The sequence below is a fragment of the Pseudomonas sp. Tav-5-1A genome (assembly GCF_055755055.1).
This window is the reverse complement of record NZ_CM146901.1, coordinates 1,873,383-1,887,786: the sequence shown is the minus strand read 5'-3', so window position 1 is coordinate 1,887,786 and position 14,404 is coordinate 1,873,383. Positions and strand designations below refer to the sequence as shown.

Below are 14,404 nucleotides of genomic sequence, written 5' to 3'. Positions count from 1 at the left end.
CATGACCAATGGTGCTAGCACGCGGCGCACATGTACAGTGATCAACATCGATAATACTTATCAGGTCAACGCGGTCATGACCGCCTTGCGATAGGCCGGGCGCTGTTTCAGGCGCTCGTACCAGGCTTCCAGGTGCGGCATGGGCGGCCGTTCGATGGGCATCTCGAACCAGGCATAGATGAAGCAGCCCAAGGGAATGTCGCCCATGCCCACTTCGTTGCCCGACAGGTAGGGCTGCTGCGCCAGCGCCTCGTTCGCCACGGCCAGCACCTCGACCACGGCCTTGAACGCGGCGTTGATCTGCACCCAGTCCTGCTGCTCGGCAGGGGTGCGCAGCACGCCCCAGAACAGCGGCTTGAAGGGGTCGGCCAGGGTCGAGGTGGTCCAGTCCATCCATTTGTCGGCGCTGGCGCGCGCGGCGGCATCGGCGTTGAACCACGGTGATTCACCGCCATATTGCGCGCACAGGTAGCGAACGATGGCGTTGGACTCCCACAGCACCAGCTCGCCATCCTCGATCATCGGCACCCGGCCGTTGGGGTTCTTGCTGCGGTACTGCGCCTCGTTGACCAGGCCGAACGCACCGCCGGCATCGATGGCCTGGTACGGCAGCTGCAATTCTTCTGCGCACCACAGCACCTTGCGCACGTTGGACGAGTTCTTGCGTCCCCACACCTTGAGCATTCTGTGTCTCCCGGCTGAATAGTCCGAGGAGTCTACTACCGGTCGGCGAGCGCCCCCCATGATTTTTTCCACCCCGTGGCGGCAACAGCTGGCAACGAACTCCCCGGCAATGCGGGGGTCATTAGTCTGGCAAGCGGTCTACGCTTCCTCAGTGCGCCGCCCCGTCATCATGGAGGACTGAATATGCTGTTGTTGTGGATCGTGGTACTGGTCGTCGGCAAGGCCTGGATGTTCCATCGGCGCGTGGCGCCCCTGCCCGCCTTGGGCATCATTGCCGTGTACCTGCTGGCCATGGGCATGTTCAGCCACGCGCCGGGCTGGCTGCTGGCGATATTCTGGGTGTTGCTGATTGCCAGTGCCCTGCCCCTGCTGTTGCCCGACCTGCGCCGCAAGCTGTTCACCGCCCCGCTGTTCAACTGGTTCCAGCGCACGCTGCCGCCCATGTCGCAGACCGAGCGCGAAGCCATCGACGCCGGCACCGTGTGGTGGGACGGCCAGCTGTTCAGCGGCCGCCCCGACTGGCACACCCTGCTGGGCTACCCCAAGGCGCAACTGACCGCCGAGGAACAGGCGTTCATCGACGGCCCTACCGAAGCGCTGTGTGCCATGGTCAGCGACTGGCAGATCGGCCAGGACCTCGACCTGCCGCCCGAAGCCTGGGCGCATATAAAGGAACACGGCTTCTTCGCCCTGATCATTCCCAAGGAGTACGGCGGCAAGGGCTTCTCCGCCTACGCCCACTCCCAGGTGGCGATGAAACTGGCCACCCGCAGCGGCGACCTGGCGTCCACGGTCATGGTCCCCAACTCCCTGGGCCCGGCCGAACTGCTGCTGCACTACGGCACCGACGAACAACGCAACCATTACCTGCCGCGCCTGGCCCGCGGTGACGACATCCCCTGCTTCGCCCTCACCGGCCCGCTGGCCGGCTCCGACGCCGGCGCCATGCCTGACACCGGGGTCATCTGCAAAGGGCAATGGCAGGGCGAGGAAGTCATCGGCCTGCGCCTGAACTGGGAGAAGCGCTACATCACCTTGGGGCCGGTCGCGACCCTGCTGGGCCTGGCCTTCAAGGCCCACGACCCCGACCACCTGCTGGGTGAAGAGACGGACCTGGGCATCACCCTGGCGTTGATTCCCACCGACACGCCCGGCGTGACCATCGGCCGCCGCCACCTGCCGCTGGGCGCCGCCTTCATGAACGGCCCCAACTCCGGCAAGGACGTGTTCGTGCCGCTGGACTACCTGATCGGCGGCCAGGCCATGCTCGGCAAGGGCTGGATGATGCTGATGAACTGCCTGTCCGTGGGCCGTTCCATTTCGCTGCCGGCGGTGGGCACCGGTGCGGCCAAGTACACCAGCCTGGTCACCGGCCAGTACACCCAGGTGCGCGAACAGTTCAACGTGCCGCTGGCGGCGTTCGAAGGCATTCAGGCCGCCATGGCCCGCATCGGCGGCAACGCCTGGCTGATGGACGCGGCGCGCATGCTCACGGCGAACGCCGTGGATCTTGGGGAAAAACCCTCGGTATTGTCGGCGATTCTCAAGTACCACCTCACCGAGCGTGGCCGCGAATGCATCAGCCACGCCATGGACGTGCACGGCGGCAAGGGCATCATCATGGGGCCCAACAACTACCTGGGCCGCAACTGGCAAGGGGCGCCCATCTTCATCACCGTGGAAGGCGCCAACATCCTTTCGCGCAACCTGATGATCTTCGGCCAGGGCGCCATTCGCTGCCACCCCTTCGTCCTCAAGGAAATGGCCCTGGCCGCCCGCGAAGACAAGGCCCAGGCGCTGGTGGAGTTCGACGCCCTGCTGCTCAACCACATCGGCTTCGCCATCGGCAACGCGGCCAGCACCTGGGTGCTCAACCTGGGCCTGGGGCATTTCGAGCACGCCCCCGGCGACGCCATCAGCCAGGGCTATTTCCGCGCCCTGAACCGCCAGGCCGCGGCCTTCGCCCTGCTGGCCGACCTGAGCATGATGCTGCTGGGCGGCGAGCTCAAACGCCGCGAACGCCTGTCGGCGCGCCTGGGCGACGTGCTCAGCAATCTCTACCTGGGCTCGGCGGCGCTCAAGCGCTACCACGACCAGGGCTCGCCGGAACACCTGCAACCACTGTTGCACTGGGCCATGGAAGAAAGCCTGGGCCAGGCCGAGCGCGCGCTGGACGAGCTGCTGAAGAATTTCCCCAGCCGTATTCTGGGCTGCCTGCTGCGCGTTGTGGTGTTCCCGTTCGGCCGCCGCCACACCGGGCCTTCCGACCGCCTGGACGCCGAAGTGGCCGAAGTGATCGGCCGCGCCAAGGGTGACCCGGCGCTGGAAGAACTGCTGGCGGGTTGCTACCGCCCCACCGCCGAAGGCGACCCGGTGGCCGCGCTGCAGACGGCCTGCGACCTGTTGGCCGCCAGCCGCCCCCTGCAGAAAAAACTGCACACCGCCTACAAGGCCGGCCAGTTCACCCCCGCGCCGGAAGAAACCCTGATAGACGCGGCCCTGCAGGCCGGCGTGCTGCAGGCAGGCGAAGCCGAGACCCTTCGCCAGGCCGAAACCGCGCGGCGCAAGGTCATCGACGTGGACGACTTCGACAAGGCGCAACTCAAGCCGGGCGACGGCCTGGTTCGATGACACACCTCCTCCCGGGCGCGTATACTCCCGCGCCCGTTTTACCCAAGAGGACCTTCAACATGGCCACCCCCTACATCGACCACCAGCTTGTGCTGCTCGATCACCTGCGCGGCATCCTGGTCGCCCTGGGTGAAGCCGAACAGGTACCCGACGAAAGCCACGCCCTGTTCCTGGAGCGCTACGACGAACTGCGCATGGAACTGCCCATCGACCCGGTCGCCAGCGCCTACCTGGGCCAGGACCTGATGTGCCAGATCATCCAGCGCTACCCGCAAATCGCCCACCTGATCCCCCGCGACCTGCTGTGGTTCTTCGGCGGCGACTGCCTGCACTACATGCCCGACGAAGAGATCGACCTGTACCAGGCCCTGGAAGAGCGCCGCTTCGAAGCGGAGGAGAACGAGGAACCGTTCGACTGGAACCAGGAGAAGCAATTGCTGGCCCTGTCGCTGCAGGACAGCAGCAAGCACTGATTGCCACCGCTCACGAAAAAGCCGCTCGATGAGCGGCTTTTTTTTGCCTGCGACGGCGATATTTTCTCGAGGCAAACAAAAACGCCGCTCAGTGAGCGGCGTTCTTGATTTAATTTGGAGCGGGAAACGAGACTCGAACTCGCGACCCCGACCTTGGCAAGGTCGTGCTCTACCAACTGAGCTATTCCCGCAGAAGACAACTTCGTGTATCAGCCATCTTGTTCGAACCGTTGATGTTCATCAGCGTTTCGATGGGGCAGATTTTGAAGCTATTTGAAGATCTTGGCAAGCACTTTTTTCAAAAAAATCGTTTTTTTTCACAGGGTTAGCGAAATAGCCGGTTAAAGGCCCCCGTAGCCGCTGCCGAAGGCTGCGTCTCGGGCGCGGACGGTGAACCTGACGCGTCCGGGACGCAGCCTTCGGCAGCGGCTACGGTCCGCCCATAACAATGACTATTTTTTCGCACAAACAAAAACGCCGCTCAATGAGCGGCGTTCTTGATGAATATGGAGCGGGAAACGAGACTCGAACTCGCGACCCCGACCTTGGCAAGGTCGTGCTCTACCAACTGAGCTATTCCCGCAAATGGCGTCCCCTAGGGGACTCGAACCCCTGTTACCGCCGTGAAAGGGCGGTGTCCTAGGCCACTAGACGAAGGGGACACGCTGCCCGGAACACATGGTGTGTGTTTCGGTGCCCAGATCCGCACCCTTAGGCTTGGTTCTGGTTTCACTCAACCCCACCCGAAAGCGAAGCTGTTTAAAAATGGAGCGGGAAACGAGACTCGAACTCGCGACCCCGACCTTGGCAAGGTCGTGCTCTACCAACTGAGCTATTCCCGCATTGGCGTCCCCTAGGGGACTCGAACCCCTGTTACCGCCGTGAAAGGGCGGTGTCCTAGGCCACTAGACGAAGGGGACACACTACAACATTCACTCCCTGCTGCGTTTCGCTGTGTGCTTTACGCTGCAAGTGGCGCGCATTCTAGGGGTGGTTTGGGAAGTCGTCAACCCCCAATGATAAATTTATTTAAATCAATGACTTCCCTGCCGATAGCCTGACCGGGAGCGGCGTTCGCCGGCCCGGCGTGGCGGCCTTCAGGCGATAGCCTCTATCCGGGCCGTGGCTTAGCCACTACACTCAAATGGACGACAATCTGACGAGGCTTACACGGTGACACCACTCATGATCACCCTGATTATAGTAGCGGGGATCGTTGCATTGATCGCCATCGGTTATCTCAATAACGTGGTGGAGACCAACAAGCTGGAGAAGACCAAGCTCAAGCATGAGCTGGCCGACCGCTTGCGCCGCTGTGGCGAGATCACCGAGACCTTCCCCGGGCAATTCATGACACCGGCATTGAAGCTGCTGCTGACCCGCCTGGAACTCAACCTCAACCAACGCATCCTGGCCCAGGACAAGGGCAACGCCGCCATCAAGGCGCGCCTGGTGGAACTGGAAGCGGAAATCGCCAAGGGCGAAGGCATTGCTGTAAAGAATGCACCTATCCCTATCCAGACCGAGGTCAAGGCCAAGGACGTGCGTTTCCTGCTCGAAGCCCTGCACGCCCAGGTGACCCGCGCGGCCCAGGACGGCTTCCTGCCGGCCAACGAGGCCAAGCACTGGATCCGCGAGATTCGTCATATATTGGTGCTGCTGCACATCGAGTTCTTCAACAACCTGGGGCAGGCGGCGCTGCAGGCCGAACAACCGGGCCAGGCGCGCCTGGCGTTCGAGCGCGGCGCCCAATACCTGCGCAAGCAGCCGGAGCCCGCGGTTTACCAGGAACAGCTCAAGTACATGGAGAAATTGCTGGCGCGGGCCAACGCCCTGGTGCTGGACAGCACTGCACCGAGCGAAGACGACCACAACGAATTGACCGAGGGGCTGAAGGAAGTCGAGCCCGAGTGGAAGAAGAAAGTCATCTACGATTGACCTGTAGCAGCGGCCCCAGGGCCGCGTCGCTGCCGACGCCGCCTTCGGCAGCTGCTACAGGGGTTGCGTCACCGAATCAGCAATCGGTGGAACGCAGGAAAATCTCCACCATCTTTTCCATCCCCGCCTGGTCCGCTTCGCTGAAGCGCGCCAGCTTGGGGCTGTCCAGGTCCAGCACGCCAATCAGGCGGCCATCCTTCACCAGCGGAATCACCAGCTCACTGTTCGAGGCACTGTCGCAGGCGATATGGCCGGGGAACGCGTGCACGTCTTCCACGCGCTGGGTCTGGCGGGTGGCCGCCGCGGCGCCGCACACGCCCTTGCTGAACGGAATGCGCACGCAGGCCACCTGGCCCTGGAACGGCCCCAGCACCAGTTCTTCATTGCGGTTGATGTAGAAGCCGGCCCAGTTCAGGTCGTCCACATAGTTGTAGAGGAACGCCGAGAACTGCGAGGCGTTGGCAATGAAGTCGCGCTCGTCGGCGAGCAGCGATTCCAGTTGCGCGGTCAGCATCGCGTAGCCTTCGAGGCCCTGGCCGGTGCTGTTCAAATCGATCATTGCGGTTGCTCCAGTAATGTGAGACCTACCCAGTAACGGGCAAATTGATAGGCGCAGCGGCCATTGCGGTTGCCACGGCCGGTGGCCCAGCGTGCCGCCAGGATGTCCAGCTCCGCGGTGCGCTGCCACTGCAGGCCGGCCTGGCGGGCGAATTCGCCGATCCAGTGCTCGACCACGTTGAGATAATGCTCCTGGCTGAACGGGTAGAACGACAACCACAGGCCAAACCGGTCCGACAGGGCGATCTTGTCTTCCACCGCCTCGCTGGGGTGGATCTCGCCATCGACGTTTTGCCAGTGGGCGTTGTCGCTCTCCTTCTCCGGCACCAGGTGCCGGCGGTTGGAGGTAGCGTACAGCAGCACGTTATCCGGTGCCGACTCAAGTGAACCGTCGAGCACGCTCTTGAGGATACGGTAATCACCCTCCCCCGCCTCGAATGACAAATCGTCGCAGAACAGCACGAAGCGCTGGGGCAGGCCCGCCAGTTGCTCCACCACGCGCGGCAGGTCGGCCAGATGGTCGCGCTCGATTTCGATCAGCCGCAGCCCCTGCCCCGCGTACTCAGCCAGCAGCGCGCGCACCAGCGACGACTTGCCGGTGCCCCGCGAGCCCCACAGTAAGGCGTGGTTGGCCGGCAAGCCCTGGAGGAACTGGCGGGTATTGCCACCCAGCTGGTCGCGCTGGCAGTCCACGCCGATCAGGTCGGTGAGCCGCGTGCTCAGGCTGACCTGCAACGGCAGCAAATAGCCCGTGCGGCCGTCGCGCTGCCAGCGCGCGGCCAGGCATTGTTCCCAGTCGAGCGCCGGGCGCACGGCGGGCAACAACGGCTCCAAACGCGCCAGCACCGATTCGGCGCGTTGCAGGAATGCCTCCAGACGCGAATCCATGACTTCTCCTTTGCACATTTTCACAGTAAAACGCGCGCGGACGCTGTCGATATACTGAAATCACAGCGCCGATAAGGACACGACATCAGCTATGCTTGCCCAGCGCGTACGGAACGAACCCTTGGCCCGGTATATATGGATATAAAGTTCACCCACAGACTGTCATACAAGCAGGCTCGACTGACAGTAGTGGTCGGTTTCATTATCGGGACATTGCTGAGCATTGTGCAGATCGGCATCGATTATGCCAACGTCGACGCGGCCATCAACCGCGAAATGGTCTCGCTGCTCGAGATCAGCCACAACCCCGCTTCACGCATCGCCTACAACATCGACGCCGAGCTGGCCAAGGAACTGGCCGCAGGGCTGCTGCATTCCGAATCCATTGTCGGCGCACGCCTGTCCGACAACAACAATACCGTGCTGGCCAACGTCAGCCGGCCGCGCCTGGAAAGCCGCTACCGCTTCGTCAGCGACTTCCTGTTCGGCGAGCGCCGTACCTACGATGACGCGCTGTTCCTCAGCCACATGCCCACCGAGCGCCTGGGCACCCTGCACCTGGACGTCGACACCCTGGCCTTCGGCACGCGCTTCCTGCGCCGCGCCGAGATCACCCTGTTCTCCGGCTTCCTGCGCAGCCTGCTGCTGGCGGCCATCATGCTGGCGTTGTTCTACACCATGCTGACCAAGCCGCTGGTGCGGGTGATCAGCGCCCTGAGCAACTCCAACCCCCACGCGGCCAAGCCTACCAAGCTCGACTACCCGCCTGGCCACGAGAACGATGAAATCGGCGTGCTGGTGCGTGCGGCCAACCAGCAGTTCGTCAGCATGAGCACCGAGATCCAGCAACGGCGCACGGCCGAAAACCGCCTTACCGACTACCTGGCCGAGCTGGAGAACATCGTTTCGGCGCGCACCACCGAGCTCAAGGCCAGCAACATCCGCCTGAGCCTGTCCAACGAAGAGCTGGAGAACGCCCGCCGCACGGCCATGGAAATGGCCCAGGCCCGAGCGGCGTTCCTGGCCAACATGAGCCACGAGATCCGCACCCCGCTCAACGGCCTGCTGGGCATGATCGCGCTGTCGCTGGACAGCCCGCTGAACGCCGAGCAGCGCCAGCAGCTGTCCATCGCCCATGACTCGGGCAAGGTGCTGGTGGAACTGTTGAACGACATTCTCGACCTGTCGAAATTCGACGCCGGCCAACTGGAGCTGGAACGCATTCCCTTCGACCTCGGCGCGCTGGTGGAAGACACCGCCAACCTGCTGTCGCAGAACGCTGCGCCCAGCGTCGAGCTGGCCTGCCTGATCGACCCCCGGTTCCCCGCCATGGTGCTGGGCGACCCGACCCGGGTGCGGCAGATCGTCAGCAACCTGCTGTCCAACGCCCTGAAGTTCACCCGCTTCGGCCGCGTGGATGTGCGCCTGAGCACCTACCCCGGTGGCGTCAGCATCGAGGTGTGCGACACCGGCATCGGCATTCCCCAGGAAGCCCAGGTCAAGATCTTCCAGCCGTTTACCCAGGCCGGCGCCGGCATCACCCGCCAATATGGCGGCACCGGCCTGGGCCTGGCACTCACCAACAACCTGTGCGAGGCCATGCAGGGGCGCCTGAGCATCAGCTCCGAGGCCGGTTTCGGCAGCCGCTTCAGCGCCGACCTGCCACTGCTGACCCATACGCCGGCCGTCGCCCCGCCTTTATTGAAGGGCAAGGTCATTGCCATCAGCCCGGCCAGCAGCGGCCTCGCCGAGCTGCTGCAGAGCCTGCTGCCCGGCTGGGGCCTGGACTACCAGCGGCTGAGCACCGACGCGCCGCTGGAAGGCCTGAACCCCGACCTGCTGATTACCGACTGCCTGGACTGCCTGTTCGGCCTGCGCCCGGCCATTACCGCGCCGATCCTGCTGGTGACCGCCTACGGCAACTTCCTGCCCAGCGAACAGGCCACGGCCCTCAGCCCGCTGCAACAACAGGCCCGGCCACTGGCGCGCAACGCCCTGTACCAGACCCTGCGGCGCACCCTGCTGGGTGACGAGCCCAGCCAGCAACTGGCGCTGGAGCGCGGCGAGGCGCTGCCCCGCCGCGCGCGCATCCTGCTGGTGGAGGACAACCCGGTGAACCAGCTGGTGGCCAAGGGCATGCTCAGCAAGCTGGGCTGCGAGGTGACGGTGGCCGCCCACGGTGGCGAGGCCCTGGCGGCGCTGGAAGACAAGGAATACGACCTGGTGCTGATGGACTGCAACATGCCGGTAATGGACGGCTACGAGGCCAGCCGGCGCATCCGCCAGAGCGGGCGCTGGCCGCAGCTACCCATCGTGGCGCTGACCGCCAACGCCATGCCCGAGGAGCGCGAGCGCTGCCGTGCGGCGGGCATGAGCGATTACCTGGCCAAGCCGTTCCGTCGCGAAGAGCTGATCACCCTGATCGACCACTGGATCCCACTCAACCTCGCGCCGTGAGCTGCGCCAGCAGGTGCTCCAGCCCCTGCTGCAAGGGCTGCAGCTGGTTGAGGTCCAGCCCACTGGCGCAAATCAGCCGCTCGCGCAATGCAGCGGCCTGGTCGCGCAGCGCCAAGCCCTGATCGGTCAGGCCCAGGTGCACTTCACGTTCGTCGTGCACGGCACGCCGGCGCACTACCAGGCCCAACTGTTCGATGCGCTTGAGCAACGGCGTGAGGGTGCCTGAATCCAGCATCAGCCGCTCGCCCAAAGCCTTCACCGTGGGCTGTTCCGGCGCGCTGGCGTGCCACTCCCACAGCACCAGCATGGCCAGGTACTGCGGGTAGGTGAGGCCCAAGGCGTCGAGCATCGGCTTGTAGCCACGGGTCACGGCGCGGGAGGCGGCATACAGCTTGAAACACAACTGGTCGTCCAGCAGCAGGCCGGTCATTTCAGCAGCGCTTGGATCTCGCCGTCCAGCTCCTGGGGCTTGGTGGTGGGGCCGAAGCGCTTGACCAGCTTGCCGTCCTTGCCAATCAGGAACTTGGTGAAGTTCCACTTGATGCCCTGGGACCCCAGCAGGCCCGGCGCGCGCTTTTTCAGCTGTACGAACAGCGGGTGGGCGTGGGCGCCATTGACGTCGATCTTCTTGAATAAAGGAAAGGTAACGCCGAAGTTCAGCTCGCAGAACTGCGAGATCTGGTCTTCACTGCCCGGCTCCTGCTTGCCGAACTGGTTGCAGGGAAAGCCCAGCACCACCAGGCCCTGGTCCTTGTAGTCCTGCCACAGCTGCTCCAGCCCCTTGTATTGCGGGGTGAAGCCGCACTTGCTGGCGGTGTTGACCACCAGGATGGCCTTGCCGGCGAAATCGGCCAGGGTTTTCTGCTCACCGGTGATGGTGGCGCAAGGAATGTTCAGCAGGGCGTCGCTCATGGCAGGTCCTCCGTGGGTGGAAGGATAACCATAGCGTGCAATTCAATTGCACACAATTTAAATAACATCCCGTAGCGGCGGCCGAAGGCCGCGTCCTGGCCAGTAATGCGCGGCGCCTGGGGACGCGGCCTTTGGCCGCTGCTACGGGTGGGGTTACTCGCGGGGTACCAGGTCCAGGCACACCGAGTTGATGCAGTAGCGCAGGCCGGTCGGCGGCGGGCCGTCGGGGAACACGTGGCCCAGGTGGGCGTCGCAGGTCGCGCAGGTGACTTCGGTGCGGATCATGCCGTGGCTGGTGTCACGGATCTCGATCATCGCACTGTCTTCGATCGGCGCGTAGAAGCTCGGCCAGCCGCAACCTGAATCGAACTTGGTGGTCGAATCGAACAGTGCGGCATTACAGCACACGCAATGGTACACGCCATCGGTCTTGGTGCTGTTGTACTTGCCCGTGAACGGGCGTTCGGTGGCCTTGAGGCGGCAGACGTTGTATTGCTCGGGGTCGAGCATCGCCTTCCATTCTTCCTCGGTCTTGGTGAACTTGGTCATCGGGTTACCTCGGCAGCTGAAAAACCCCGATCTGTCCCTTTTCCGGGGATCGGGTGGCACGTATGATTGCGCCTTGTTCAGACCCCAGTCTGTCACCCACGCCAGGCGCATTCAATTTCATTTTCACCGCGCCATCTCGCGGCACTTTTTTTCCTTGGGATTCCATCATGCAGGTCAGCAAATCGAACAAGCTCGCCAACGTCTGCTATGACATTCGCGGGCCGGTGCTCAAGCACGCCAAACGCCTGGAGGAGGAAGGCCACCGCATCCTCAAGCTGAACATCGGCAACCCGGCGCCGTTTGGCTTCGAGGCGCCGGACGAAATCCTCCAGGACGTGATCCGCAACCTGCCCACCGCCCAAGGCTACAGCGACTCCAAGGGCCTGTTCAGCGCGCGCAAGGCCGTGATGCAGTACTACCAGCAGAAGCAGGTGGAAGGCATCGGCATCGAGGACATCTACCTGGGCAACGGCGTCTCCGAGCTGATCGTGATGGCCCTGCAGGCCCTGCTCAACAACGGCGACGAGGTGCTGGTACCGGCGCCCGACTACCCGCTGTGGACCGCCTCGGTGAGCCTGGCCGGCGGCCACGCCGTGCACTACCTGTGCGACGAGCAGGCCAACTGGTGGCCTGACCTGGACGACATCAAGGCCAAGATCACCCCCAACACCAAGGCCATGGTGATCATCAACCCGAACAACCCCACCGGCGCGGTGTATTCGAAGGAAGTGCTGCTGGGCATGCTGGAAATCGCCCGCCAGCACAACCTGGTGGTGTTCTCCGACGAGATCTACGACAAGATCCTCTACGACGACGCCGTGCACGTGTGCACCGCTTCGCTGGCCCCGGACCTGCTGTGCCTGACCTTCAACGGCCTGTCCAAGTCCTACCGCGTGGCCGGTTTCCGTTCCGGCTGGATCGCCATCTCCGGGCCCAAGCACAACGCCCAGAGCTACATCGAAGGCATCGACATCCTGGCCAACATGCGCCTGTGTGCCAACGTGCCGAGCCAACACGCCATCCAGACCGCCCTGGGCGGCTACCAGAGCATCAACGACCTGGTACTGCCCAACGGCCGCCTGCTGGAGCAGCGCAACCGCACCTGGGAACTGCTCAACGACATTCCTGGCGTGAGCTGCGTGAAGCCCATGGGCGCGCTGTACGCGTTCCCGCGCATCGACCCGAAAGTGTGCCCGATCCACAACGACGAGAAGTTCGTGCTGGACCTGCTGCTGTCGGAAAAACTGCTGGTGGTGCAAGGCACCGCGTTCAACTGGCCATGGCCTGACCACTTCCGCGTGGTCACCCTGCCGCGCGTCGACGACCTGGAACAGGCCATCGGCCGCATCGGCGGCTTCCTGAAGAACTACAAGCAGTAATACCCCCCCGTAGCAGCTGCCGCCAGGCTGCGTCAGCCCCACCCCGTGGAGCCCTGACGCAGCCTGGCGGCAGCTGCTACGCATTTGGTAACACTTCTCCGAACAACCACTGATCCCGCCACCCCACGGCGGTAGCGCCCTGCTGTCTAGAATCATGGTTGTGACACAGTTTGAAATAGTCGCGCTGTTGAATCGCCGGGGCCCTCCCCTTATATACCCGTCAACGCGACAATTTCTTCCGTCAGGAGTACGTAACAACCATGATGCGCATCTTGCTGTTTCTAGCCACCAACCTTGCGGTCGTGCTGATTGCCAGCATCACCCTGAGCCTTTTTGGCTTCAACGGGTTCATGGCAGCCAACGGCGTGGATCTGAACCTCAAACAACTGCTGGTCTTCTGCGCCGTGTTCGGCTTCGCCGGCTCGCTGTTCTCGCTGTTCATCTCCAAGTGGATGGCGAAAATGAGCACCAGCACGCAAATCATCAGCCAGCCACGCACCCGCCACGAACAGTGGCTGCTGGCGACCGTTGAACAGCTGTCCCGCGAGGCCGGCATCAAGATGCCCGAGGTGGGTATCTTCCCGGCCTACGAGGCCAACGCCTTCGCCACCGGCTGGAACAAGAACGATGCCCTGGTGGCGGTCAGCCAGGGCCTGCTGGAGCGCTTCTCGCCCGACGAGGTGAAAGCGGTGCTGGCCCACGAGATCGGCCACGTGGCCAACGGCGACATGGTCACCCTGGCGCTGGTGCAGGGCGTGGTGAACACCTTCGTGATGTTCTTCGCGCGCATCATCGGCAACTTCGTCGACAAGGTCATTTTCAAGAACGAGGAAGGCCAGGGCATGGCCTACTACATCGCGACCATCTTCGCCGAACTGGTGCTGGGTGTCCTGGCCAGCGTCATCGTCATGTGGTTCTCGCGCAAGCGTGAATTCCGCGCCGACGAAGCCGGCGCTCGCCTGGCGGGCACCGGGGCGATGATCGGCGCCCTGCAGCGCCTGCGCTCGGAACAGGGCGTGCCAGTGCACATGCCTGACACCCTGACCGCCTTCGGCATCAACGGCGGCCTCAAGCACGGCCTGGCTGGCCTGTTCATGAGCCACCCACCGCTGGAAGACCGCATCGAGGCGCTGCGCCGCCGCGGTTGATGGAGGCGCAACACCACCTGTAGCCGCTGCCGTAGGCTGCGCTGGCCCTGAGCCACACTGGAGATCTCCAGCGTACACAAGGGCCAGCGCAGCCTGCGGCAGCGGCTACGAGGTGAGGTGGTAGGCGCGCTCGTGCAGGCGCTGGGCGCCGGCATCGACGAACTTGCCGCCCTCCCCCAGGATGTCCCGGCACTCCAGCTGCTCGACCTGCCACTGGCCGCCCCACAACGCCTGCACTTCATCATCCGGCACCGCGAACGGCGGCCCGGGGAGCACGTCCTGGTCGTAATCCAGCGTCACCAGCAGCCCCGCGCAGCCTTTGGGCAGAATCGCCGTCAGGTGCTGCACGTAGCGGCGACGCATCTCCGGCGGCAAGGCAATCAGCGCAGCGCGGTCGTACAGCGCCGTACAACCGGCCACGTCCTGCGCCGTCAGCGCGAAAAAATCCCCGCACCACAGCTGCACATCACCCGCCTGGTAGCGCGTGAACGCGCCCTCGGCGTGTACTTGGGGTTGCAGCTGCCGCTCATGGAAAAATGCCTGCACGGCCTTCTCCGCCAGCTCCACGCCCAGCACCCGCACGCCCTGCCCCGCCAGCCACGCCAGGTCCAGGCTCTTGCCGCACAAGGGCACCAGCACCTGGGCGCCAGGCGCAACGCCCAGGGCCGGCCAATGGCGCTGCAGGTACGGGTTGACCTGCGCCTGGTGAAAACCGATCTGGTTGCGCTGCCAGCGCTCCTGCCAAAAATCAGCCTGCATGCTTTACCCCATCAATTCGATCAAACGG

13 protein-coding genes and 5 tRNA genes are annotated in these 14,404 nt (G+C 63.8%); 6 read left to right on the top strand and 12 right to left on the bottom strand.

The window, feature by feature from the left end:
- Positions 1-60 precede the first annotated feature (60 nt).
- On the bottom strand, positions 61-684 hold the full coding sequence (locus AC0J42_RS08540) for a glutathione S-transferase (RefSeq protein WP_473005835.1): 624 nt from the start codon (positions 682-684) through the stop codon (positions 61-63).
- A gap of 183 nt (positions 685-867) precedes the next feature.
- Between AC0J42_RS08540 and AC0J42_RS08535 the strand changes: the two genes are divergently transcribed.
- Both AC0J42_RS08535 and AC0J42_RS08530 read left to right on the top strand, forming a co-directional pair.
- Positions 868-3,315, top strand: a complete 2,448-nt coding sequence (locus tag AC0J42_RS08535) for an acyl-CoA dehydrogenase (RefSeq protein ID WP_473005833.1) — start codon at positions 868-870, stop codon at positions 3,313-3,315.
- Between the two features lie 59 nt (positions 3,316-3,374).
- Positions 3,375-3,788, top strand: coding sequence for a PA2817 family protein (locus AC0J42_RS08530; RefSeq protein WP_416423125.1), 414 nt, complete (start codon positions 3,375-3,377; stop codon positions 3,786-3,788).
- Positions 3,789-3,903: 115 nt separating this feature from the next.
- Here AC0J42_RS08530 and AC0J42_RS08525 read toward each other — a convergent pair.
- The 5 genes from AC0J42_RS08525 to AC0J42_RS08505 form a co-directional block, all read right to left on the bottom strand.
- Positions 3,904-3,979: transfer RNA gene (locus tag AC0J42_RS08525), tRNA-Gly, on the bottom strand.
- A gap of 316 nt (positions 3,980-4,295) precedes the next feature.
- Positions 4,296-4,371: transfer RNA gene (locus AC0J42_RS08520), tRNA-Gly, on the bottom strand.
- 3 nt (positions 4,372-4,374) lie between these two features.
- Positions 4,375-4,450 (bottom strand) — tRNA-Glu (locus tag AC0J42_RS08515).
- 104 nt (positions 4,451-4,554) lie between these two features.
- Positions 4,555-4,630 (bottom strand) — tRNA-Gly (locus AC0J42_RS08510).
- Positions 4,631-4,632: 2 nt separating this feature from the next.
- A tRNA-Glu gene (locus AC0J42_RS08505) sits at positions 4,633-4,708 on the bottom strand.
- Positions 4,709-4,961: 253 nt separating this feature from the next.
- Here AC0J42_RS08505 and AC0J42_RS08500 point away from each other — a divergent pair.
- On the top strand, positions 4,962-5,726 hold the full coding sequence (locus tag AC0J42_RS08500) for a hypothetical protein (protein WP_416423124.1): 765 nt from the start codon (positions 4,962-4,964) through the stop codon (positions 5,724-5,726).
- Positions 5,727-5,802: 76 nt separating this feature from the next.
- On the opposite strand, the gene AC0J42_RS08495 is transcribed toward AC0J42_RS08500, so the two are convergent.
- Positions 5,803-6,285, bottom strand: a complete 483-nt coding sequence (locus AC0J42_RS08495; RefSeq protein WP_416423123.1) for a GAF domain-containing protein — start codon at positions 6,283-6,285, stop codon at positions 5,803-5,805.
- Positions 6,282-7,172: an ATP-binding protein gene (locus AC0J42_RS08490; RefSeq protein ID WP_473005832.1), complete on the bottom strand. Its 891-nt coding sequence runs from the start codon at positions 7,170-7,172 to the stop codon at positions 6,282-6,284. Before AC0J42_RS08490 ends, AC0J42_RS08495 begins: the two co-directional genes overlap by 4 nt.
- A 135-nt stretch (positions 7,173-7,307) precedes the next feature.
- On the opposite strand from AC0J42_RS08490, the gene AC0J42_RS08485 reads away from it, so the two are divergent.
- Positions 7,308-9,629, top strand: coding sequence for a hybrid sensor histidine kinase/response regulator (locus AC0J42_RS08485; RefSeq protein WP_416423121.1), 2,322 nt, complete (start codon positions 7,308-7,310; stop codon positions 9,627-9,629).
- On the opposite strand, the gene AC0J42_RS08480 is transcribed toward AC0J42_RS08485, so the two are convergent.
- The 3 genes from AC0J42_RS08480 to msrB form a co-directional block, all read right to left on the bottom strand.
- Positions 9,613-10,059 (bottom strand): MarR family winged helix-turn-helix transcriptional regulator, encoded by a 447-nt coding sequence (locus tag AC0J42_RS08480; RefSeq protein WP_416423120.1) that lies wholly within the window; start codon positions 10,057-10,059, stop codon positions 9,613-9,615. The two genes, AC0J42_RS08485 and AC0J42_RS08480, sit on opposite strands and share 17 nt — an antisense overlap.
- Positions 10,056-10,541 (bottom strand): glutathione peroxidase, encoded by a 486-nt coding sequence (locus tag AC0J42_RS08475; protein ID WP_416423119.1) that lies wholly within the window; start codon positions 10,539-10,541, stop codon positions 10,056-10,058. The genes AC0J42_RS08480 and AC0J42_RS08475 overlap by 4 nt, the downstream gene beginning before the upstream one ends.
- 153 nt (positions 10,542-10,694) lie before the next feature.
- Positions 10,695-11,090: a peptide-methionine (R)-S-oxide reductase MsrB gene (msrB, locus tag AC0J42_RS08470; protein ID WP_416423118.1), complete on the bottom strand. Its 396-nt coding sequence runs from the start codon at positions 11,088-11,090 to the stop codon at positions 10,695-10,697.
- 167 nt (positions 11,091-11,257) lie between these two features.
- Between msrB and AC0J42_RS08465 the strand changes: the two genes are divergently transcribed.
- Both AC0J42_RS08465 and htpX read left to right on the top strand, forming a co-directional pair.
- A complete protein-coding gene (locus AC0J42_RS08465; RefSeq protein WP_416423117.1) occupies positions 11,258-12,469 on the top strand; it encodes a pyridoxal phosphate-dependent aminotransferase in 1,212 nt (403 codons plus the stop codon).
- Positions 12,470-12,729: 260 nt separating this feature from the next.
- Complete coding sequence (htpX, locus tag AC0J42_RS08460; RefSeq protein WP_473005828.1) at positions 12,730-13,617, top strand: protease HtpX; 888 nt, start codon at positions 12,730-12,732, stop codon at positions 13,615-13,617.
- Between the two features lie 105 nt (positions 13,618-13,722).
- On the opposite strand, the gene AC0J42_RS08455 is transcribed toward htpX, so the two are convergent.
- Positions 13,723-14,376 (bottom strand): thiopurine S-methyltransferase, encoded by a 654-nt coding sequence (locus AC0J42_RS08455; RefSeq protein WP_416423115.1) that lies wholly within the window; start codon positions 14,374-14,376, stop codon positions 13,723-13,725.
- Positions 14,377-14,404 lie beyond the last annotated feature (28 nt).

Coding starts and splice junctions, on each gene's coding strand:
- AC0J42_RS08490 (WP_473005832.1), bottom strand. CDS start 7,172: ATGGATTCGCGTCTGGAGGCATTCCTGCAACGCGCCGAATCGGTGCTG.
- AC0J42_RS08465 (WP_416423117.1), top strand. CDS start 11,258: ATGCAGGTCAGCAAATCGAACAAGCTCGCCAACGTCTGCTATGACATT.
- AC0J42_RS08530 (WP_416423125.1), top strand. CDS start 3,375: ATGGCCACCCCCTACATCGACCACCAGCTTGTGCTGCTCGATCACCTG.
- AC0J42_RS08495 (WP_416423123.1), bottom strand. CDS start 6,285: ATGATCGATTTGAACAGCACCGGCCAGGGCCTCGAAGGCTACGCGATG.
- AC0J42_RS08475 (WP_416423119.1), bottom strand. CDS start 10,541: ATGAGCGACGCCCTGCTGAACATTCCTTGCGCCACCATCACCGGTGAG.
- AC0J42_RS08485 (WP_416423121.1), top strand. CDS start 7,308: ATGGATATAAAGTTCACCCACAGACTGTCATACAAGCAGGCTCGACTG.
- AC0J42_RS08455 (WP_416423115.1), bottom strand. CDS start 14,376: ATGCAGGCTGATTTTTGGCAGGAGCGCTGGCAGCGCAACCAGATCGGT.
- AC0J42_RS08480 (WP_416423120.1), bottom strand. CDS start 10,059: ATGACCGGCCTGCTGCTGGACGACCAGTTGTGTTTCAAGCTGTATGCC.
- AC0J42_RS08540 (WP_473005835.1), bottom strand. CDS start 684: ATGCTCAAGGTGTGGGGACGCAAGAACTCGTCCAACGTGCGCAAGGTG.
- msrB (WP_416423118.1), bottom strand. CDS start 11,090: ATGACCAAGTTCACCAAGACCGAGGAAGAATGGAAGGCGATGCTCGAC.
- AC0J42_RS08535 (WP_473005833.1), top strand. CDS start 868: ATGCTGTTGTTGTGGATCGTGGTACTGGTCGTCGGCAAGGCCTGGATG.
- htpX (WP_473005828.1), top strand. CDS start 12,730: ATGATGCGCATCTTGCTGTTTCTAGCCACCAACCTTGCGGTCGTGCTG.